Here is a 19,915-nt window from a genome sequence, read left to right as displayed (position 1 = left end):
TGAGCGTCATGCAAAGGCGCAGCCGCAATTCGCCCGGCTGACGTTGGCAAGTACGATGTTTCGGCTGCACCGCTGCACAATGCGCCGGGGTTCGACTTTTCTACCACGCCACGACCTACCTCACCAACCCTATGAAACATCTGTTCTTCCTCTTTCTGCTCGTAGCTTCGGCCGCCGGTGCAACGCAGGCCCAGCAAACCACGTCTGGCTCAACCATTACCAAGCAGCCCATTGAGCTGAAAGCCAATCGGATGCAGCCCCAGGCCAAGCCAGCCCCCAACCGCCCCGACGCGCCCCCGCAGTTTCCGGGCGGGGCCCAAGGGCTGAACACGTTTTTTCAGCAAAACTTAAAGTATCCAGAAGCGGCCAGCGTCAAGCAAATCAGCGGCAACGTGGTTATGACCTTTACCGTGGAAGCCGATGGGCACCTGACCAACCCTTCCGTGGTGCAGCCCCTCTCCCCGGAGTGCGACACGGAGGCCCTGCGGGTGCTGGGTCAGATGCCCTCCTGGAAGCCCGCTACCCGCAAGGGCCAGGCCGTTCCTACCCAGGTGCGCCTGCCCATCCCGTTCGGTAACTCCGAGGGACTGAAGGTAGAACAGGGCAAACCGAAATTTGAATAACTAGGAAGCGAGAAAGCAAGAGCTCAACTATTCTATCGTCTACCGCTTAGCTCTCAACTTCTCGCTTTCACCTTTTACTACACAATGGCCCGAAGTGGACTCAACAGTAGTGGTACCGATGTGAATTCGGAACTGCCCAAAAAGAAACTAACCAAGCAAAGCTTTCAGCAGGGGCTGCGAATTTTTCGCTTCACCCTACCCTACCGCGCTAAGTTCAGCATCGGCACGGTACTCCTGACGCTGTCCAGCGCCACCACCATGGCCTTCCCCTGGATTATTGGCAAACTAGCCGATACGGCCAGCGGCAAGCCCTTGCTACTGCCTAACGGCTCGGCCGTAACCATCAACCAGATTGCCCTCGGCTTTGCGGTTCTTATTCTGTTGCAGGGCCTGTTTTCCTTTGGGCGCATCTGGTTTTTTACCCAGGTAAGCGAGTTCACGGTGCGCGACATTCGGCAGGCGCTGTACCAGAAGTTCGTTTCCCTACCTATTCCTTACTTCGAGAAGAACCGGGTAGGCGCCATTACCTCGCGCATTACCTCCGACGTGGGCATCATTCAGGACTCATTTTCCCTGACTCTGGCCGAGCTGTTTCGGCAGGTAATGACGCTGATTGCGGGCATCGTGTTTATCATGGTTGTGTCGGTGAAGCTGTCCATGTTCATGCTCCTAACGTTTCCGCCCATTGTGGTGCTGGCCATGGTGTTCGGCAAGAAAATCAGGGTGCTGGCCAAGACTACCCAGGACGAGCTAGCCAAAACCAACGTCATCGTGGAGGAAACCCTGCAGGGCATTAACACGGTGAAGGCATTTACCAACGAGCAGTTTGAAACTGGCCGCTACACCGCTTCGCTTACCAATACGGTGCGGGCCGCCCTGAAAAGCAACCTCTACCGCGGCGGGTTCGTGTCCTTCGTGATTATTGGCTTGTTTGGCGGCATCGTGCTAGTGCTGTGGCGAGCCGCTACCCTGGTGCAAGCCGGTCAAATGACCATCGGCGACCTAACCCAGTTTGCCTTGTACACTATGTTTATTGGGGCCTCGGTGGCTGGCCTGGGCGAGCTGTACGGCAAAGTGCAAAGCACCCTGGGCGCCTCGGAGCGCATCCTGGAAATCCTGGATGAGCCCACCGAGCCAACTCACCAGCCCGGTGCCCTACCCCTGCAAGTACACGGTAACATTGAGTACCGGCACGTCGCTTTCAGCTACCCCACCCGCCCCGATTTGCCCGTACTCCAGGATATTAGCTTTGACATTCAGGCCGGGGAGAAGATTGCCTTAGTGGGCCCGTCGGGAGCCGGCAAGTCCACGATTGTGCAGCTGCTAATGCAGTTCTACGAGTTGAGCGGGGGTAGCATAGTGGTGGATGGGCGCGACATCGGGCAGTACGACCTCACGGAGCTGCGCCGCCACATTGGCATTGTACCCCAGGAAACCATGCTGTTTGGCGGCTCCATCCGGGAGAACATTGCCTACGGCAAGATTATCGCCACCGACGAGGAAATTGTGCTGGCGGCCCGCAAAGCCAACGCCTGGCAGTTTATCAGCTCCTTCCCCGAAGGCCTGGATACGCTAGTGGGCGAGCGAGGCATTAAACTGTCCGGGGGCCAGCGCCAACGCATTGCCATTGCCCGCGCCATCCTGAAAAACCCCGCCATCCTCATCCTCGACGAAGCCACTTCCTCCCTCGACAGCGAATCGGAAAAGTTGGTGCAGCAGGCCATGGACGAGCTTATGCAGGACCGCACCAGCATCATTATTGCCCACCGCCTCAGCACCATCCGCAAAGTCGACAAGATTCTCGTTATCGATGGCGGCCGCATCGTGGAACAAGGCACTCACGATGAGCTGGCCCACAGCGAAAATGGCCTCTACGCTAACTTGCTGAAACTGCAATTTGAGCTGACGTAAACTGCGCTGAGTACAGTACTTTAAAAGAGCGAAGCCGTGGCTTCGCCCTTTTTCATGCCCTCCCGCGTCGGGAAGTTGCGGCGGGGTGCGCTACTTTCGCGGGGCTATGCCAGCTCCCGCCCCCAACACCCCGCCTACCTTGCTCCTGCCCCACGTTCAGATGACGGCCGAGGACTACGTGGCCATAAACTTTCGATTGTGGAAGGCGCGTCCGGCGACACGGCGAGCCCAGTGGCTTTTGGGGGCGGCCATGGCGCTCCTGGCCTTAAGCGTAGGGCTGGAAGTGCGGGAACAGGGCAGTATTCAGAACTGGTCGACGGTGGTGTTGCTGGCGGTAGCGGTGCTGTACGCCGCGTTTCGAATGGCATTGGTGCGCTACCAATTGCGCCAGGGCTACGCCCGCAACCCGGCCGCCCCGGCGCCGATTGACTTCACGTTGAACGCCAAGGAAATTCGCGGCAGCAGCTCGCAAGGCTCTTTTTCCACTTCTTGGGCCCACGTCAAGCGGGCCGTATGGGTGCAGCCCCAGTGGCTGCTGCTCTACCCCAATGACGCGGCCTGCTACTACCTCAACCTGCACTGCTTGCAGGCCCCGGCTACCCCCGCCGACGTGGAACAACTCCTGCACCAACACCAGATTGTTCTTCATCGCCTATAAACCAACCCGATTGCAATTAGTAGTTGGCTAAATTTCTGAGCTATGTGCCGGTTTTAGCTATTTTTACTTCGCAATTTATTCTCTCTCACTTGCCGTTTTTGCCATGTCAACCTCGACTTCCCTGACGCTTACTTCCCGCTCCCTGGGTGCTACCCTGCTAGTAAGCGGCCTACTGCTGGCCAGCGCCGCCCAGGCCCAGATCAGCACGCCCGCCGCCAGCCCCAAGAGCACCATTCAGCAGCGCGTGGGCCTCACCGATATAACGCTGGTGTACTCCCGCCCCAACCTGCGCGGCCGCGCAGCCTTCGGCAATCTGGTTCCGTTCAGCAAGCGGTGGCGCACCGGTGCCAACGCCACCACTAGCATTAAGTTTTCGGACGACGTGACGGTAGAAGGCAAAAAGGTACCGGCCGGCGAATACGGCATCTACACCATCCCCAGCAAAACGGAGTGGATTGTGGTGCTGAACAAGAGCACCAAGATGGGCGCCAACGTGGATGGCTTCAAGGACGATGAGGACGTGGCCCGCTTCACCATCAAGCCCTACAAGCTGGCCTCCAAGGTAGAAACCTTCACCATGAACTTCACCGACCTCACTCCCGCTACCGCCAACCTGGACATGCAATGGGAGCTGACCGGTGCTAAGTTCAAGATTGCCACCGACGTAGAAACGAAGGTGATGGCGCAGATTGACGAGAAAGTCATCAAGAACGCCAGCCCGAGCAACGGCGACATGGCTGCCGCCGCCGTGTACTATCTCGACAACGACAAGGACCTGAAGCAGGCCCTGGCCTGGATGCAGAAGGCCAATGCTACCGATCCTAAATTCTGGAACGTCCTCACCGAAGCCAAAATCCGCATGAAGATGAAGGATTACAAAGGCACCGTAACGGCAGCCGAGCAGTCCAAGAAGCTGGCCCTCGAAGCCAAAAATGCTGATTACGTTAAGATGAACGAAGACCTGATTATGGAAGCTAAAAAGGCTGGTAAGCTGTAGTCGTTTGTCGCTGACCCACAAAAAGGCCCTGGACTTCACGTGAAGTTCAGGGCCTTTTTGTGGGTAGTAAACGGTGCACTTGCGCTGTTATGCCAGCTGGGCACGGCAAGGAAGCGGAGCCTATCCCGGATGCGGAATTTTTGCAATGGAGCCTGTTTGGCGCGGCCACAGCAGGCTACCCAGCACTACTACCCCGCACCCGAGAATGTTGTACCAGAGGTAGCCGATTTCCGTGGTGAAAAAGAGCACCAGCACCACCAACTGCGCTACCACCGCCGACCAAAACACGGCCTTGCTGCCCACCGATTTCAGGAAAAAGGCCACCATGAAAATGCCCAGGATGGTACCGTAAAACAGGGAGCCAAGGATGTTCACGGCCTGAATTAGGTTTTCGAGGCGGGCAGCGAAGGTAGCAAAGCCGATGCCCAGCACGCCCCAGGACACGGCCGCCAGCCGGGAAGCGCCCACGTAGTGCGTTTCAGACAGGTCCGGGCGGCGGGGCTTGTATAGGTCGACTACTGTAGTGGAAGCCAGGGCGTTAAGGCCAGCGGCGGCGGAGCCCAGGGCAGCACTCAGCACCACGGCAATCAGCAGGCCCACCAAGCCCCGGGGCAGGTAGTTCAGCACGAAGGTTAGGAATACGTAGTCGGTGTCCTTGGCTTCGGTGGAGGGCACGGCCTTTTTCAGTAGGGCCTGGGCCTCTGTGCGCAAGCCCTGGGTGGCAGCCTGGGTAGCCTGCACGTGAGTTTGGGCGGCGGCCGCGGCTTCGGAATTATCGGTTTGCAGGGCCGTTACCAGCGCGCTGGTTGCCTGGCGCCGAGCCTGAAACAGGGTAGCGTGCTGGCGCTCCAGCTCCCGCAGGGCCGGGCCGTACTGCTCGGAGTGGGCCACCTGAATGTAGACGGGCCGGTTGAAGGTAAGCGGGGCCAGGTTGAACTGGTAGAACACGAACAGCAGCACGCCCAGCAGCAGAATCCCGAACTGCATCGGGATTTTGAGCAGGCCATTCATGAGCAAGCCCAGGCGGCTCTCCGTGATGTCGCGGCCGGTGAGGTAGCGCTGCACCTGGCTTTGGTCGGTGCCGAAGTACGAGAGGGCTAGAAACAAGCCGCCCGTCATGCCCGACCAGAAATTGTAGCGGTCCTTGGGGTCGAAGTGAAAATCGACGAGGTTGAGTTTGCCTTGATGACCAGCAAGGCGCAGCGCATCCGTAAAGCCCACTTCGGCCGGTAGGTAGTGCACTAGCAAGTAGCCGGCCACCAGCAGCCCCACGAAAATAACCAGCACCTGCCCTTGCTGCGTCACCATGACGGCCCGCGTGCCGCCCGACACGGTGTAGGCAATCATGATAATGCCCAGCAGCCAAACGGTAAGGTGAATATTCCAGCCCAGAATGGCCGAAAGCACCAGGGCCGGCGCGTACAGGGAAAGGCCGTTGCTGAGCCCACGCTGCACCAGAAACAGCAGGGCCGTGAAGGTGCGCGTACGCCGGTCGAAGCGGCCTTCCAGGTATTCATAGGCCGTAAACACCCGCAGGCGGTGGTAAATAGGCACCGCGAAAATGGCAATCAGCACCATGGCCACGGGCAAGCCAAAGTAGAACTGAATAAAGCGCATGCCGTCGTCGTAGGCCTGCCCAGGTGTACTCAGAAAGGTAATGGCCGAGGCCTGGGTCGCCATGATGCTCAGCCCGATGCCCCACCACGAAGCCTGCCGCCCACCCAGCAGGTAACCATCCAGGGTGTCGCCGGCCCGGCGCGTGCGCCAGGTGCCGTAGCCCACAATGAATAATAGCGTGCCGCCCAGCACCAGCCAATCTAGCCCGCTCATGCAAACAGCCGCGTCAGGTAGGTGAAGAAGGCTACTTCCGCCACCAAGGCGGCCAGCACCAGCCAATACCAGGCGCGCCAGGAGGGTAGGCCGGGCGGCTTGGGATGCTGCGGTTCAGAAACGGAGGAAGGCAAGGACACGGGCGGTAAAAGCGGGAAAATGAAAAACGAAAGATACGTAGTCAACGGGCATTCGGCGCAGGAGCCCCGGCGGGTTTTGGCCGCAACCACCATGTCCCAATTTCGACGCTGCAGGCAAGCAGCAGCGCCAGATATCCGGCTCCTACCACGTCGCTGAGCCAATGAGCTTCCAGCACTACCCGGCCCGCCGCTACCAGCCCCACCAGGCCCAACAAAGTCGGCCGCAGCTTCGGAAACCGTAGTGCCAGGGGTAGCAGCAAACCCGCCACCCACGCCGTGTGGCCCGAAGGAAACGCATCAAACCGACCACCTGGCTGCCAGAAACTGGCATTGGGCGCATGATGGGCGAATACATCCAGCGGTCGGGGGCGGTTGCTGTATAGTTTCAGGAGGTTGCTCAGGCCTTCGCTCCCTACCATCGTGAGCAGCACAACCAGCCAGGTGGTAGCATGGGGCAGGCGCCGCACCCAACTCAGCAGAAAAAGCAGGAGCAGCAACAGCCACACCCCAGGCACTCCTATCAGGCTAGGCACATGGAAAAGCCACGACAAGTAATCGGTTGCCAGCATTACACCGGCAAAAAACGGCCGGAGCGATTCGCCAGGCTGGTGTAGCCACACGGCAAGGGGCACGTCTACCCATTTCATCAGCAGGAGAATAATCGGGGAAGTACATAGCGCGATTAGCAATAGGCGTAGATAATAGCGGACAGTCATATCAAGGATAGGTGCAGAGGCGCGACACCTCGCGGCTTCTCGTTGAACGGTCTGGCCTAAACAACGTCAGCAACGAGGAGACACAACGGGACGCGCCTCTGCAAGCGAGCAGGCCAGCTATTTGCCCAATGACACCATGTTGGTGAGCAGGCGGTAGGCACCGGGCACCCCGGCGGGCAGTTCCCGGAACAGCGAAAGACCAGTGTAGATGTAGTGCCCCTTGCCATAGTTGGCCACCAAAATGGCGCTTTCCTTGGCTTTCTCGCCGGGGTCGGCGGAGCTGATGACGGGTTGGTACTTGGGGTCCCAGGCGCTGGGGTAGTACAGGCCCTGCTCCTGCACCCAGCCCTCGAAGTCCTGGGCGGTGATTTTATTGGGCGAGTTCAGCAGGGGTTGCTGAGGATTCAGGAAGGTAACAGCCGCATTTTCTACCGTTACCCTATCGGAGGATAAGGTAAGGGGGTAGGGCCCGATTTGAGGAATGACGGTGCCGCGGTTGGTTACGTATTGCACCACCAGGTTGCCGCCGTTTTCTACGTAGCGGAGCAGAGTAGGCTGGAGGGTTTTAAGCCGGTCGACGGTATTGTAGGCCCGCACGCCCAGGACCACGGCATCAAAGCGGCGCAGGTTCTGGTCGGTGAGGTCTTCGGGCTTGAGCAGGTTGACGGTGTAGCCGATCTGGCGCAGGGCATCGGGCACCTCGTCGCCGGCCCCCATGAGGTAGCCGATTTCCTGGCCCTTGCGCTTAAGGTCCAGCTTCACCAGTGGGGCTACGGCTTCGGGAAAGAGCACCTGCGTCGGAATGTGGTTGTACTCGATGGCCTGGTAGCCGCGCGAATAGGTTTGCCCATCCACGGTAGCTACGGCCCGTAGCTCGGTTTTACCCTCCTGTGCCCCACCCCCCGGCTGCACCCGAAACTGCACAGTTTGCTCGGCATCTTTACTGGCGAGGTCAAAGGTAAAGCTGGCTGGCTCCGACTTCCAGCCTTGCGGCAACGTCAGGGCCACGGAGCCTTTCACGCCTGCCTTGCCGGCGCGCAACGTCACGGGAATGGTTTTGGGCTGGTTATCAGCGAAGACGTAGGCGCGCCCGCCGATGTTTACGGCCACGGGCGGCACCACCACCAGCGGGCGGTACTTCTCCCCTTCTACCGGGTCAGTGCTTTTGTATTGGACTGGTACGGTGAGGACAAGTAACTCTTTCCCAATCAGAAATTGGAAATACACCTTGGCTGCAGATTTATTCTCAGCAGTTCCAACTATCGATTGCCCAGTAATAACATTCAGCCCGTGGTCCGCTAACTGCTTTTCGTAAGATTCAGGGAAACCCTGATTGATTTCCTGAATAATAGCAGGGATTTTATACATCCCTGTCGTTCCGGACTCGCGCAACCAATATGGTTGCGAAACCAATTCTTGCGACGAAACTCTAAAACCCAATCTGAAATTTTTGCCTACTCCTGGTTTCAGCACCGTCCTGATCGACGAATCAACTGCTATCAGACTTCCTTTCTGAAAAGTATTAGGCCTGCAAAAAGCATGTTTCAATATCACTGATTCAATGGAACGATTAACTACTTCGACATTTAGCTTTACGGAGTCGCCTTGCGAAACGGCGCTTTGCGAAGCATTTGCTTCTATATGTAAGCCAAGGGCAGATTGTATCAATATATCGACTTCAGCTATTTTTGTTTCGCCCCAAAAAACGGTTTGTGGTTCAGGCGCAGAATGACGTGGTATATATGTTGTTTTAAATTCTAGCAACTCCCGCACCTTCAGCAGCCCTGCTACGCTGGCGCTGGGGTTGCTGGGGTCGTACTTGCGGATGACTTCGTCTATCAGCTTTCCCACAGCCGCGCCGCCGGGCACCCGGTTCCAGCTCATGTCAATGCCCTCGAAGGGGTCGGACTTGGGCTTGTCGCCTTTCACGTATTGCAGGTACTCCAGGGCCTCGCCGCGCTGAGCCGCCGAGCCGAAGCCCTGGCTTTTGTGTTGAGAGCGGCTGCGGGCGGCAATTTCGCCGTAGCTCTGGCCTAGCAGGGGGTTGTAGGCACCGGCATCCACTTTCAGGTAGCCGCTCATGTCCTCACCCTGCTTCACGAAGAAGGAGCCGGTGTTCCAGAACAGGCGCTTGGGTTTCCACACCTGCACGTATTTGAGCTGCTCGGGGAAGCGTTTAGGGTCGCCGGCGGCCTCGAAGGCTTCGGCGGCTAGAATGGCGGAGGCGGTGTGGTGGCCGTGGCCGGCGCGGCTGTCGGGCGGGAAGCGCGTGATGAGCACATCGGGGCGGCGCTGCCGAATCACCCACACCATATCGGACAGCACCTGCTCCTTATCCCAGATGGTGAAGGTTTCATCGGGGGTTTTGCTGAAGCCGAAGTCGTTGGCGCGGGTGAAGAACTGCCTACCCCCATCAATGCGCCGGGCGGCCAGCAATTCCTGGGTGCGTATCACGCCGAGCTGCTCGCGCAGTTCCGGCCCGATAAGGTTCTGGCCCCCGTCGCCGCGGGTACAACTGAGGTAGCCGGTTTCCAGCAGGCGGCCGTTGGCCATGTAAGCAATGAGGCGGGTATTTTCGTCGTCGGGGTGGGCGGCAATGTAGAGCACCGAGCCCAGCACGTTCAGCTTCTTGAGGCCCAGCAGAATTTCGGAGGAAGAATACGTTTTGGGCGCCTGGGCCTGTGCAGCGAAGGAGTAAATGAGTGCATGAGTGAGCAAGGCCAGCAAAGCGGCACGGAGGGGGCGCAAGGAGCGAATACGCATACGGAGGGGCAACTTGAGAGCGTGAAGATAACCGCACGCCCGGCACACTGTTCGGATGAGCGGCACGGAGGGTAGAAAAAGCCCCGATCAGAACCCTTTATTTCATCAACACGCAACGAATCAAGACTGCTGACATCACAACCCTAGATCCTCTACCCGAAGATTATTTGCACAGACTAGGCAGCAGAAGATGTACCACGAGTAAACGCTACCAAAACGTAAGGGCATTACGCAATAAGATCGTCCTGCAAAGGCAGCGCCGAAGCTTCCCACGTGCTGACATAGGGGAATAACTCAACGTGTTCGAGCGAGCTGCTTTCCTTCCCTCGGCATGACCCGTTTGTGCTTCCATCAATAGCCAGCTTGTTTACCTAGTCCAAGACTTTAGCGCAATGATGAAGGCCAAATGCAGGTCTGCGCCTGGGGTCTAATAGCGGCCTAATGCAGCTACTGGGCGCAATGCGGGTCTGTACAGTGGCTGACCGGAGCTAGCGCGGATACCGGAATGAGAACGTTCGGGCTACCCTATAGCAGTGACGTTAGAATAAATTACCCCCGGCCCGATCCTTGCGTACACTCTGCTTTCCTTTCTGCTTTTGAGCTTTCCTTACATGGCGTTTCCTTCTCCTTCCCGGCTGCGGTTGCTGGGCCTTTCGTTTTTGTTTCCCGCCCTAGTTTCGGCCCAGACTACTCCACCGGCCGCATCGGCTCCTGCTACCCCCCCGGCCGCGGTGACCGCACCCCAGTGGCACTTACTCGACCCAGAGCAGGACGGGGGCGTGATGGGCATTAGTGCCCGCCGGGCCTACACGGAGCTGCTACAGGGCAAGGCCTCTACCCCAGTGCTTGTGGCCGTTATTGATGCCGGCATTGATACAGCCCATGTGGACCTAAAGCGCGTGCTTTGGCACAACCGCAAGGAAATTGCCGGCAATGGTCAGGATGATGATAAGAACGGCTACGCGGACGACGTACTGGGCTGGAGCTTCTTGGGTGGGCCCGACGGGCGCAACATTAACGTGGAAACCCTGGAGGAAACGCGCCTGATGGCCAAGCTTCAGCCCCTGTATGCGGGCAAGGTGCGTACGGCGGTGCCAGCGGCCAAACGGGCCGAGTTTGACCTCTACCAGAAGGTAAAGAAGAGTTACGACGCCAAGGTGAAGGAAAACGGCCAGCGCCTGAAGGAGTTCAGTCAGGCGTACACCGAAAATGCCCAGGGTGCCGAAGGCCTCAAGCAGGCCCTGGGCGTGTCGCGCCTCGATACGGCCACCCTGCGCAACCCGCCCACCCAGGATCCGCAGCTGCGTCAGATTACCCGGGGTCTCTACACCAGCCTGCAGCAAGCCGGCTTTGCCTCCCTGGATGATGTGCTGGAAGAAATGAAAAGGGGCCTAAAGGAAACCCAGGACCAGCTCGAGTACGGCCTCAACCTCAAGTATAACCCCCGCCCCATTGTGGGCGACCAGCCCGAGGATACCAAGCAACGCAACTACGGCAACCGCGACGTGCACGGTCCTGACCCCATGCACGGCACCCACGTGGCGGGCATCATTGGGGCCGACCGGGAAAATAGCCTCGGCGTGCTGGGGGTAGCCGCGAACGTGCAGATCATGGCCGTGCGCGCCGTACCTGACGGTGATGAGCGGGACAAGGACGTAGCTAACGCCATCCGTTACGCCGTGGACAATGGGGCCCAAATCATCAACATGAGCTTCGGTAAGTACTACTCGCCCCAGCGCCCAGCCGTGGAGGAAGCCATCAAATATGCTGCTACCAAGAACGTGCTGCTGGTGCACTCGGCTGGCAACGAAAACGCGGACCTCGACAAAACGCTCCAATATCCGGCCCCGGTGTACCAGAACGGCCAGCGCATACCCAACATGATTACGGTGGGCGCTTCGGCCCGCACGAATGACGAAAATCTGGTGGCTGACTTCTCCAACTACGGCAAAACCCAGGTCGACGTGTTTGCCCCTGGCAACCAGATCTATGCTACCCTGCCCGGCAGCCGCTACGGCAACCTAAGTGGCACGAGCATGGCCGCACCCGTGGTAGCGGGCATGGCTGCCGTCCTGAAATCGTACTACCCGCAGCTCACGGCCGTGCAGCTCAAGCGCATCATCCTGGATTCAGCGGTGCCCTACCACACCAAGGTCCGCAAGCCAGGCTCCACTACCCTCGTCGACTTCGCGGAGCTTTCCCGCACGGGCGGGTTGGTGAACCTGTACCGCGCCCTCCAACTGGCCCAGCAGCCTACCCCCTAACCGCGCCTGGAGTAGTTAAGCCTGTTCATCTAAAACCCGGGCCCCGCTGCAACGTCACTTGGCATAGTGACCGTTGCAGCGGGGCCCGGGCTTTTGGATGAATACGTAGCTTACACTCAGGCCACTGGCTGCCACCCAACCTTATGCCCGTGGCGGGTACAGCGGGGGTAGCTGGGTTGTAGCAGCAGCAGCACCAGCAGCACGCCGTTGAGGAAAGGCACGAGTAGTAACAGCGCGTACCAGCCACTATAGCCCACATCGTGCAGGCGGCGCACGGCCAGCACGGCCACCAGGGCTGTAGCAACCAGCCACAGCCCCGAGGCCAGCCACACGGGCGGTAACTGCCCGGCCGGCGGTAGCCCATAGGCCAGCACCAGCGGCAACAAGGCCGGTGCTATTTCAAATGCAAATTCCCTACGCCCCTGCCGTCCCCACAACACCGGATACTCCTGCAGCAATGCCATCGAATAAATCTGTTTCTGCGCCTAAAATGATTGGTATTGTCGCCGTTTCCAAATTCCGGGCCAGCCCAACGGTAGCGGATTAATTCACCCGAATTTTTAACATTCCCCTCCTACCCGGCGTACCCCTACTGTTCACTTTTGCAGTTTTGCCCATGCTACTTCCTCAACTCATGTTCCTGCGTAAGCTTCGCTCGGGCGCTACCGGCGAGCTACCCCGCCGACGGCGGCCGGCCCCAGGAGCCCGCCCCGCCAAGGACCGGCGTTGGTGGCGGCGACAGGTAGGCAATTCGCTGCTGATGGTAGTGGGGGTATTCTCGGCGGGCTTCGGACTAGAAAGTTTTCTGCTACCGAGCGGCTTCCTGGATGGGGGCGTAACGGGCGTTTCCCTGCTAATTACGCGGGTTTTTGGCTTGCCCTTGCCCGTGCTTATTGTGCTGCTCAACCTGCCATTTGTGCTCATGGCCTGGCGGCAGCTCGACCCCGGTGTGGCCATCCGTACCCTGCTCGGCATCCTGGGCCTAGCCTTGGTGCTGGCCGTGGTTCCCTTCCCCATTGTCACCAATGATAAGCTCCTGATTTCGGTGTTCGGCGGGTTCTTCCTGGGGGCGGGCATTGGCCTGGCCATGCGCGGCGGCGGCGTACTAGATGGCACCGAAATTATGGCCATCTACCTGAGCAAGCAGTCCAGCATGAGTGTCGGTGACATCATTTTGGTCTTTAACATTCTCATTTTTGGAGTGGCCGCTTGGGTGTTGTCCATGGAAACAGCTTTGTATTCCATCCTGGCTTACTTGTCAGCGGCCAAAACCATCGACTTCATTATTGACGGCCTAGAAGAATACACGGGCGTTACCATCGTATCGGGCCGCTCCGATGCTATCCGCCGCATGATTACCGAGAAGCTGGGCCGGGGCGCCACGGTCTACAATGGCAAGCGCGGCTTTGGCACCCACGGTCAGCAGCCCAACCCCGTCGATATTGTTTTCACGGTTATCACCCGCCTAGAAGTCTCGAAGCTCAAAGCCGAGGTAGAACAGATTGACCGGCAGGCTTTCATGGTCATGCACAGCGTCCGCGACACCAAAGGCGGCATGATCAAAAAACGCCCACTCCATTAGGTGAAATGGTGGGGTAGTGAAGTAGTGAATGAGTGAAGGTGAGCATTGTCATGGCACGGCGACACAACGACGCCACCCTTTCTCTCCTTGTGACTAACCTAATAAACTGACGAGCCCTTACTTCCAACGCGGAGGTAAGGGCTTGTCACGTTTGGAAGGGTAGCACCGTGGTTCGGAAGGGTGGCGTCGTTGTGTCGCCGTGCCATGACCCGTACAGTGTGGGCGAAAGGCGCCATATGCTTGCCGATATAGCACCTCACACAATCACGCATTCACCATTTCACTGTCCCACCACCTCACTATTTCCCATCTTTGCAGCATGGCTGCACCCCTACTTCTCTCCGACCTGTATATGTATCCGGTTAAATCCCTGGGCGGGATTCGCGTTACGGAAGCCGCCGTAGAAGCCCGCGGCTTACGCCACGACCGGCGCTGGCTAATTGTTAATGAGCGGAACCAGTTCATGACCCAGCGGCAAACCGCCGCTATGGCGCACCTGAAGGTAGCCTCCGCCTACAACGGCTTTTTGCTCAGCCACCAGGCCCGCCCCGATTTACTCCCCCTCTTCGTTCCCTTCGAAGCCACCCCGGAAAAAACGTTGTTTGCCACCATCTGGGACGATATGGTGTTTGCCTGGCGGGCCCGCCCGGAGTGCGACGAGTGGCTTTCTGAGGCCCTGGGTCAGCCCAGCAAGCTGGTGTATATGTCGGACATGGTGCGGCGCGATGTGGAGCCCGAGCATAATCCCGAAGGCCAGCTGGTTAGCTTCGCCGATGGCTACCCTTTCCTGCTTATCGGGCAGGAGTCGTTGGGAGAGTTAAACACACGCCTGGCCGAGCCCGTGGGCATGGATCGGTTCCGGCCCAATCTGGTTTTCAGCGGCGGACAGCCTTTCGGCGAAGATGCCTGGCACGACTTCCGGGTAGGTGAGGTGCCTTTCCGGGCCGTACGGGGCTGCGGCCGGTGCATTCTAACAACCATTGACCAGCAAACAGCCCGTAAAAACCCGCACGGCGAGCCGCTCCGCACCCTGGCTTCCTACCGCTCGCAGGGTAGCAAAAACAAAGTTCTATTCGGGCAGAATGTTACCGGTCCCGGCCAAGGCACCCTGCGTGTAGGCGACGTTATTAGCGTAGACAGCTTTAAAAGCTAAGCCACTTACATACAGACCGTTGCTAAATACATATGGCAACAGCCGAGCACTGCCTTACTGTTGAGCCCCCGCAGAATGCAAAAAAATTTAAGAAAAGATATAGGTTATTGCCATAATGCTATATATTTGATAATTCAATTGCTTCTTGGTCAAACCATACTTCTTGGAAACAAAAGTGCTTTGCATAGAAGTAGGGTTGGCTAGTAGGCATGTTCCTTCGGCAGAATTTGCCTGCTGATGGCTTATGTTGTTTTTGCGCCCCTATTGCATGCATCGCCCCCTGCCCCACCGCTTCCTTCTTCTGTTTCTGTGCTTGCTGTCGCCTTTGCTGCTACGAGCCGAGGACAACAACACCCTGCAACTCCTGCACGAGCCCTGGAGCGAACTGCTGCAACGGCACGTAACCGCCGACGGCCGCCTGAACTACGAAGGGCTGATTGAGGACGAGGGCCAGCTGCTGGGGTACCTGGAAAGCTTGCGCAAGGTGAAGCCTGACCCTATTTTCTGGAACTCGAACGACACGAAAGCCTTCTGGCTGAACGTGTACAACGCGGCGGCCACTTCCCTGATAGTGCAGTACTACCCCGTAGCCAGCATCAACGACATCCGGGTGAAGATGGTCAGCGGTCTGAAGTCGCCGTGGGAAGTGCCGGTAGTAAACGTGGGTGGCCAGAGCTACTCGCTAAACCAGATTGAACGCCTCATGCTCCGCGACCAGTTTCACGACCCGCGCGTGCATTTTGCCCTAATGTACGGGGCTGCTTCCGGTGCTCCAGTGCAGGCGGAAGCATACGCTGGCTCGCGGCTGACCGCGCAGCTCGACGAGCAAACCCGCCGCTTCATCAATGACCCTACCTTCAACCAGCTGGCCCCTCAGCACGCCCAGCTTTCTGGTTTGTTTGAAGCTTATTCCGCCGAGTTCGGGTCGGAAGCGCAGCTAATAGCGTTTGTTAACCGCTACGCCCGCACGCCCCTTTTGCCCACGGCGCAGGTGGAGTTTCAATCCTTTAGCTGGGCCCTGAACGACCGCACTGGCCTAAGCAACACGCAGGCGCTGAATAAGCGCTAGCGCAGCCTGCGGGTTAACCCCGGCAGTTATCGCCCCGTACCGCCTAGCGGTGCGGGGCGTTCTTGTATTTGCCTTACCCGTCTCCTTGGCTTATCTGCTATGAACCTTACCCTCGTTCTGGATTTTCTGCGCAACCTTGCTGCTAACAACAACAAAGCCTGGATGGACGCCCACCGCGCCGACTATCACCGGGCCCGCGCCGAGTACAGCTCCTTTGTGGCCACGCTGCTGCGCGACGCGTCCGCCGAGCTGGAGCCCGGCCTCCGGGGCCTCACTCCCCCGGACGTCATGTTCCGTATTAACAAAAACGACCGGTTTCAGCAGAGCGACGAGCCGTATAAGCGGCACATGGGCGCCGGCTTCAAGCCCGGCGGCCGGCACAGCCCCTGGGCTGGGTATTTTGTGGCCGTGGAGCCCGGCGGCGAAACGTACGTAGGGGCTGGCCGCTGGATGCCGGAGCCCGCCCAGCTGGCCCGCATCCGCCAGGAAATTCACTATAACGCCCCCGCTTTTCATGCGCTGCGCCAAGATGCTACGCTACTCAGCCAGTTTCCTGAGGGCTTGGACATGTCGCAGGCCCTGAAAACCGCACCCAAGGGCTATGACCGCGCCGACCCGGACATAGAGTGGATACGTCTGAAAAGCTTTTTCGTGTGGCGCTCCTTCCCCGACGCCGAAGTGCGCCGACCCGACTTCCCAGCCCGGGTACTAGCCGCGTGGCAAGCCGCACGGCCTTTTGTCGCCTTTCTCAACGAAGCTATGCGGGAAGAATAAGCGGTGAACCAGTAACCGAATGGCTGAGTGATTGAGTGAGTTGGCCCGGCGAATAAAGCACGGCCATCCGTCCTGACCACCGTGCTACCCCTGAAATACGACAAGCCCTTACCTCCGTGCTGGAGGTAAGGGCTTGTCGTATTATTAGGCTTCGGGCATAAAGCAGGAAGGACGCCTTCGTGCCGCTCGCCTGGGCAGCAAGGGAGACTTCCTTGCTTATTCACTGCTTAAAACAGCCCAAACAGGGTGCTGTTGATTTTTTCGATGATGACGCTTAGGTCCTCGGGCTGATTGACGTAATCGAGGTTGTTAACGTCCACAATCAGCAGCTTCCCATGCTTGTAGCCGCTGATCCACTCCTCGTAGTGCTCGTTCAGGTGCTTGAGGTAGTCAATCTTGATGTTGTTTTCGTAGTCGCGGTTGCGCTTGTCAATCTGGGAAACCAGCTTGGGCAGGTCGGCGCGCAGGTAGAGCAGCAGGTCCGGTGGGTTCACCATGCTGATCATGGAGTTGAACAAGCTCAGGTAGTTCTGGTAGTCGCGCTCCGTCATCAGGCCCGACTGGTGCAGGTTGGCCGCGAAAATATGGGCGTCCTCGTAAATCGTGCGGTCCTGGATTACTCCTTTGCCAGCCAGCTGCAGTTCCTTGATGCGCTGGGTTTGGTGAAAGCGGCTATTGAGGAAGTACACCTGCAGGTGAAACGCCCAGCGCGGCATATCATCGTAGAAATCCTTTAGGTAAGGATTGTGGTCCACATCTTCCAGAAATACTTCCCAGTTGAAGTGATGAGCCAATTTATTGGCCAGCGTGGTCTTGCCGGCGCCAATGTTGCCGACGATTGCAATGTGCATGAGCGAAGCGCAGAAAAAAACGGAGCGGTAAAAATAGCGGATGCCAGCCGAACCAAATAGCGAAACCTGATCAGGTCGAGTTAATATACTTTTGGGTATACTGCATACTCTTCACCCTACGCTGTTTGTTGTGGCCACGCCTTCGCTACCCCTTGAATTCCTGGGCTCCCTGCCCGATGCCCATGGCCACCCATTGGTAGAGTTTCACCACTCCCCCACTCACCAGTTGCTGTACGTGCAGTGGTTTGGCAACCTGACGGGCCGCGAGATAATTCGGGTAGCCCGGGACGGCCTGGGCCTGCACGCCCGCCTGCGCTACCCGCTGCTGCTCAATGATAAAAGCCAAGCCACCGGCGACTGGAGCGAGGCCATGGACTGGCTGGAGTACGAATGGCTACCCCAGGCCATGGACACGGGGCTACGGGCCATTGCCTACGTTTTCTCGCCCGAGGTGCACAACCAATTGGTCAGCGTTGACTTTTTTGAGCGGGTTCGCCAGCAGCTACCCATTCAACTTTTCCACAAGCTGCCGGCGGCTTGGGAGTGGCTGGCCCAGGAACACCACTCCCCGGATCCGGCGGTTCCGTCTCTGCCCTAACCGGAAGTCTGAAGCCATTCTTTCCACTGCTTGAAGAGCAGGTAACACCTTTTCTTGTAGTCTAACTACCAAGTTGTTAAGTGCTGGTGTTACCCATGTACACGCACAAGCGCCGCGCCACCCAACGGTAGCGCGGCGCTTGTGCGTGTAAGTAGGCCAACTACGTTACTCCCGGATTACGTCCTTCACGTCACGGGCTTTTTCCAGCGTACGGAACTCGCCCTGCAAGCTGCGGATGCGCAGGCGCTCCTCCAGGGGCAGTTGCTCCCGGACCTGCTCGTAGCGGGCATTCAGGCGGCTTAGCACGGCGCTGGCAGCGCTCCAATCGGCCTGGGTCCAGTTTCTTTTATCGGAACGCATGTTTTCTACCAGGCGGAAGTACAGGTCGGGCAGCTCCGTAGGGCGGGCCCGGCTGATGTTCACTTCTTCGCCGAGCAAGCGGCGCTGGGCTTCCTGGGTCGTGGCCGGGCGACGGGCGGCGGCATCTAGGCTATCCTGGCGGGTTGCCCACTTCTTATAGCGCGTCTTCTGGATGGTGTACTCGCGCTTGCCCTCCACCGTGAGGCTGTCCACGGCCTTGTCGATGCGGGTGCTCTGGCGGTCAAACTCCTCCGTGATGCGGGGCAGCTCGCGGCGGGCTGTGGTAGCGGCCTGCTCCACTTTGTCGTTGACCCAGTCACTAAACACGCGCAAGTCCTGCTCTACTCCGGAGGTAGTGGAGCTGGCAGACGGTGTTTTTGTGGTTCTGGGGGCGGGTTTGGGGGTTTGCTGGGCGAAGGCAGCCGAAGAGGCCAACAGGCCAGCCGCCGTCAGGAGCGCGAAGGAAAACAGGAAAGGCTTCATAGGGCAGGTAGGCGTCGGGGTGGGTGATGAAGTAAAGCGTAAAACGGCCGCGGGGCCGGAGTCGTGTACGTGACACACGCAATTTCCGACCCAAAACGAGCGAAACGGGGGGTGAGGTTCGGTTTTGCGCCGAATAATGCCGTTTTTTGCCCGCTATGTCCGTCCCCACTGCCGCTCCGCTTCGCATCCAGTCCGCTACGCTAGCTGATATTCCGACGATTATTGGGCTGGCCGAAGCCACCTGGGAGCCGACTTACCGCTTCATCATCTCGCGGGAGCAGATCGACTACATGTACCGCGTGATTTATACGCCCGCCTCCCTGGAGCGGCAAATGACGGAGCAGGGCCACACCTTTTTGCTCGTGTACGTAGACGGGGAAGCCAGTGGGTACGCTTCCTTTTCGGCCCAGCCGGGCGAGGGCTTGTACAAGCTCCATAAAATTTACGTGCTACCCTCGGCCCAAGGCCAGGGTTTGGGCCAGCAGTTGGTACAGGCCGTAGAACAGACCGTGCGCGAGGCCGGCGGGCAAACCCTGGAACTGAACGTCAACCGCCATAATCCCGCCTTGGCCTTCTACGAGCGCCTGGGTTTTAAGCTGCACCGCGAGGAGGACATTGCCATTGGGCCTTACTGGATGAACGACTACGTTATGCGCAAGGAGTTGCGCTAACGGTGCGGTAGACGAGACACCGAAAAGCAGCACATAAAGTATGTGCCATGCTTCGGCAACGCTTAGCACAAGCCCAACACGAGCTTTCCCTAGTGAAAGCAACCACTTCCTCCCAGCTACTTGGCCTAGCTCCTCCCTTGATTAACTCACAAATTCACCACTTCACCTTTCCAGCATATGGCTACCAAACTAACCGTACTTAGCAACGGCTCTCTCCGGGTAGAGGGCACTGATTTTGAGCTGGTTGACGCCCAGGGCCAGCCCTACGGCCTCGGCGGCCGGGAACGAATCAGCATCTGCCGGTGCGGGCTCTCCAGCAACAAGCCTTTCTGCGACGGCTCGCACAAGGGTCACTTTGAGCACAACGCCGTAGCCTTTGATTTGCCCACGCCTAGCGGGGCGCCGGCTGCGCCCGCTCCGGCAGCTCCGGCCACTCCGGATGCTGGCAATCAGCCCCTAGCCTAGTTGCTAC

The 19,915-nt window shown here is 58.5% G+C and carries 19 protein-coding genes; 12 read left to right on the top strand and 7 right to left on the bottom strand.

Going from position 1 to position 19,915, the window contains the following annotated elements; translation table 11 throughout:
* The first annotated feature begins 131 nt into the window (after positions 1-131).
* From MWH26_RS03500 to MWH26_RS03485, 4 genes are all read left to right on the top strand, one after another.
* Positions 132-623 (top strand): energy transducer TonB, encoded by a 492-nt coding sequence (locus MWH26_RS03500; RefSeq protein ID WP_244695254.1) that lies wholly within the window; start codon positions 132-134, stop codon positions 621-623.
* A gap of 84 nt (positions 624-707) precedes the next feature.
* A complete protein-coding gene (locus tag MWH26_RS03495) occupies positions 708-2,534 on the top strand; it encodes an ABC transporter ATP-binding protein (protein WP_247976061.1) in 1,827 nt (608 codons plus the stop codon).
* 106 nt (positions 2,535-2,640) lie between these two features.
* A complete protein-coding gene (locus MWH26_RS03490; RefSeq protein ID WP_247976060.1) occupies positions 2,641-3,192 on the top strand; it encodes a hypothetical protein in 552 nt (183 codons plus the stop codon).
* 103 nt (positions 3,193-3,295) lie between these two features.
* The gene (locus tag MWH26_RS03485; protein ID WP_247976059.1) at positions 3,296-4,189 is read left to right on the top strand and encodes a DUF2911 domain-containing protein; all 894 of its coding nucleotides are present in this window, start codon (positions 3,296-3,298) and stop codon (positions 4,187-4,189) included.
* 120 nt (positions 4,190-4,309) lie between these two features.
* Here the strand turns inward: MWH26_RS03485 and MWH26_RS03480 are convergent, their stop codons facing one another.
* From MWH26_RS03480 to MWH26_RS03465, 4 genes are all read right to left on the bottom strand, one after another.
* Complete coding sequence (locus MWH26_RS03480) at positions 4,310-6,019, bottom strand: sodium:solute symporter family protein (protein WP_247976058.1); 1,710 nt, start codon at positions 6,017-6,019, stop codon at positions 4,310-4,312.
* Entirely contained in the window at positions 6,016-6,159 is a 144-nt protein-coding gene (locus MWH26_RS03475) for a hypothetical protein (protein ID WP_244695249.1), read from the bottom strand. The genes MWH26_RS03480 and MWH26_RS03475 overlap by 4 nt, the downstream gene beginning before the upstream one ends.
* 41 nt (positions 6,160-6,200) lie before the next feature.
* The gene (locus MWH26_RS03470) at positions 6,201-6,806 is read right to left on the bottom strand and encodes a phosphatase PAP2 family protein (RefSeq protein ID WP_247976057.1); all 606 of its coding nucleotides are present in this window, start codon (positions 6,804-6,806) and stop codon (positions 6,201-6,203) included.
* A gap of 186 nt (positions 6,807-6,992) precedes the next feature.
* The gene (locus tag MWH26_RS03465) at positions 6,993-9,638 is read right to left on the bottom strand and encodes a PIG-L family deacetylase (RefSeq protein WP_247976056.1); all 2,646 of its coding nucleotides are present in this window, start codon (positions 9,636-9,638) and stop codon (positions 6,993-6,995) included.
* Positions 9,639-10,234: 596 nt separating this feature from the next.
* Between MWH26_RS03465 and MWH26_RS03460 the strand changes: the two genes are divergently transcribed.
* Positions 10,235-11,902, top strand: coding sequence for a S8 family peptidase (locus MWH26_RS03460; RefSeq protein WP_247976055.1), 1,668 nt, complete (start codon positions 10,235-10,237; stop codon positions 11,900-11,902).
* 116 nt (positions 11,903-12,018) lie between these two features.
* Here the strand turns inward: MWH26_RS03460 and MWH26_RS03455 are convergent, their stop codons facing one another.
* Positions 12,019-12,366 (bottom strand): DUF805 domain-containing protein, encoded by a 348-nt coding sequence (locus tag MWH26_RS03455; RefSeq protein ID WP_247976054.1) that lies wholly within the window; start codon positions 12,364-12,366, stop codon positions 12,019-12,021.
* Positions 12,367-12,518: 152 nt separating this feature from the next.
* Between MWH26_RS03455 and MWH26_RS03450 the strand changes: the two genes are divergently transcribed.
* From MWH26_RS03450 to MWH26_RS03435, 4 genes are all read left to right on the top strand, one after another.
* The gene (locus tag MWH26_RS03450; protein WP_244695242.1) at positions 12,519-13,484 is read left to right on the top strand and encodes a YitT family protein; all 966 of its coding nucleotides are present in this window, start codon (positions 12,519-12,521) and stop codon (positions 13,482-13,484) included.
* Between the two features lie 319 nt (positions 13,485-13,803).
* Complete coding sequence (locus MWH26_RS03445) at positions 13,804-14,637, top strand: MOSC domain-containing protein (RefSeq protein WP_247976053.1); 834 nt, start codon at positions 13,804-13,806, stop codon at positions 14,635-14,637.
* 268 nt (positions 14,638-14,905) lie between these two features.
* Entirely contained in the window at positions 14,906-15,706 is an 801-nt protein-coding gene (locus MWH26_RS03440) for a DUF547 domain-containing protein (RefSeq protein WP_247976052.1), read from the top strand.
* 99 nt (positions 15,707-15,805) lie between these two features.
* Positions 15,806-16,480: a DUF2461 domain-containing protein gene (locus MWH26_RS03435; RefSeq protein ID WP_247976051.1), complete on the top strand. Its 675-nt coding sequence runs from the start codon at positions 15,806-15,808 to the stop codon at positions 16,478-16,480.
* A 227-nt stretch (positions 16,481-16,707) separates the two neighbouring features.
* Here the strand turns inward: MWH26_RS03435 and MWH26_RS03430 are convergent, their stop codons facing one another.
* The gene (locus MWH26_RS03430; protein ID WP_244695238.1) at positions 16,708-17,331 is read right to left on the bottom strand and encodes a deoxynucleoside kinase; all 624 of its coding nucleotides are present in this window, start codon (positions 17,329-17,331) and stop codon (positions 16,708-16,710) included.
* Between the two features lie 130 nt (positions 17,332-17,461).
* On the opposite strand from MWH26_RS03430, the gene MWH26_RS03425 reads away from it, so the two are divergent.
* On the top strand, positions 17,462-17,929 hold the full coding sequence (locus tag MWH26_RS03425) for a hypothetical protein (protein ID WP_247976050.1): 468 nt from the start codon (positions 17,462-17,464) through the stop codon (positions 17,927-17,929).
* A gap of 165 nt (positions 17,930-18,094) precedes the next feature.
* Here the strand turns inward: MWH26_RS03425 and MWH26_RS03420 are convergent, their stop codons facing one another.
* Positions 18,095-18,772, bottom strand: a complete 678-nt coding sequence (locus MWH26_RS03420; RefSeq protein ID WP_247976049.1) for a DUF6565 domain-containing protein — start codon at positions 18,770-18,772, stop codon at positions 18,095-18,097.
* 155 nt (positions 18,773-18,927) lie between these two features.
* Here MWH26_RS03420 and MWH26_RS03415 point away from each other — a divergent pair, with 155 nt between their 5' ends.
* On the top strand, positions 18,928-19,443 hold the full coding sequence (locus MWH26_RS03415) for a GNAT family N-acetyltransferase (RefSeq protein ID WP_247976048.1): 516 nt from the start codon (positions 18,928-18,930) through the stop codon (positions 19,441-19,443).
* A 177-nt stretch (positions 19,444-19,620) separates the two neighbouring features.
* Positions 19,621-19,908 carry a CDGSH iron-sulfur domain-containing protein gene (locus tag MWH26_RS03410; RefSeq protein ID WP_262921984.1) on the top strand — a complete coding sequence of 96 codons (288 nt, stop codon included), beginning with the start codon at positions 19,621-19,623 and terminating at the stop codon, positions 19,906-19,908.
* The last annotated feature ends 7 nt before the right edge of the window (positions 19,909-19,915 follow it).

It is taken from the genome of Hymenobacter sublimis (assembly GCF_023101345.1).
GTDB classification, from domain to species: domain Bacteria; phylum Bacteroidota; class Bacteroidia; order Cytophagales; family Hymenobacteraceae; genus Hymenobacter; species Hymenobacter sublimis.
The sequence above is the reverse complement of the archived record's forward strand: the minus strand, read 5'-3'. Positions and strand labels throughout refer to the sequence as shown.

Bases quoted from the DNA above. Each gene is read 5' to 3' on its own strand.
- MWH26_RS03445 (WP_247976053.1), top strand. From the start codon at position 13,804: ATGGCTGCACCCCTACTTCTCTCCGACCTGTATATGTATCCGGTTAAA.
- MWH26_RS03455 (WP_247976054.1), bottom strand. From the start codon at position 12,366: ATGGCATTGCTGCAGGAGTATCCGGTGTTGTGGGGACGGCAGGGGCGT.
- MWH26_RS03495 (WP_247976061.1), top strand. From the start codon at position 708: ATGGCCCGAAGTGGACTCAACAGTAGTGGTACCGATGTGAATTCGGAA.
- MWH26_RS03410 (WP_262921984.1), top strand. From the start codon at position 19,621: ATGGCTACCAAACTAACCGTACTTAGCAACGGCTCTCTCCGGGTAGAG.
- MWH26_RS03415 (WP_247976048.1), top strand. From the start codon at position 18,928: ATGTCCGTCCCCACTGCCGCTCCGCTTCGCATCCAGTCCGCTACGCTA.
- MWH26_RS03480 (WP_247976058.1), bottom strand. From the start codon at position 6,019: ATGAGCGGGCTAGATTGGCTGGTGCTGGGCGGCACGCTATTATTCATT.
- MWH26_RS03440 (WP_247976052.1), top strand. From the start codon at position 14,906: ATGCATCGCCCCCTGCCCCACCGCTTCCTTCTTCTGTTTCTGTGCTTG.
- MWH26_RS03420 (WP_247976049.1), bottom strand. From the start codon at position 18,772: ATGAAGCCTTTCCTGTTTTCCTTCGCGCTCCTGACGGCGGCTGGCCTG.
- MWH26_RS03500 (WP_244695254.1), top strand. From the start codon at position 132: ATGAAACATCTGTTCTTCCTCTTTCTGCTCGTAGCTTCGGCCGCCGGT.
- MWH26_RS03435 (WP_247976051.1), top strand. From the start codon at position 15,806: ATGAACCTTACCCTCGTTCTGGATTTTCTGCGCAACCTTGCTGCTAAC.
- MWH26_RS03465 (WP_247976056.1), bottom strand. From the start codon at position 9,638: ATGCGTATTCGCTCCTTGCGCCCCCTCCGTGCCGCTTTGCTGGCCTTG.
- MWH26_RS03485 (WP_247976059.1), top strand. From the start codon at position 3,296: ATGTCAACCTCGACTTCCCTGACGCTTACTTCCCGCTCCCTGGGTGCT.
- MWH26_RS03490 (WP_247976060.1), top strand. From the start codon at position 2,641: ATGCCAGCTCCCGCCCCCAACACCCCGCCTACCTTGCTCCTGCCCCAC.
- MWH26_RS03470 (WP_247976057.1), bottom strand. From the start codon at position 6,806: ATGAAATGGGTAGACGTGCCCCTTGCCGTGTGGCTACACCAGCCTGGC.
- MWH26_RS03450 (WP_244695242.1), top strand. From the start codon at position 12,519: ATGCTACTTCCTCAACTCATGTTCCTGCGTAAGCTTCGCTCGGGCGCT.
- MWH26_RS03430 (WP_244695238.1), bottom strand. From the start codon at position 17,331: ATGCACATTGCAATCGTCGGCAACATTGGCGCCGGCAAGACCACGCTG.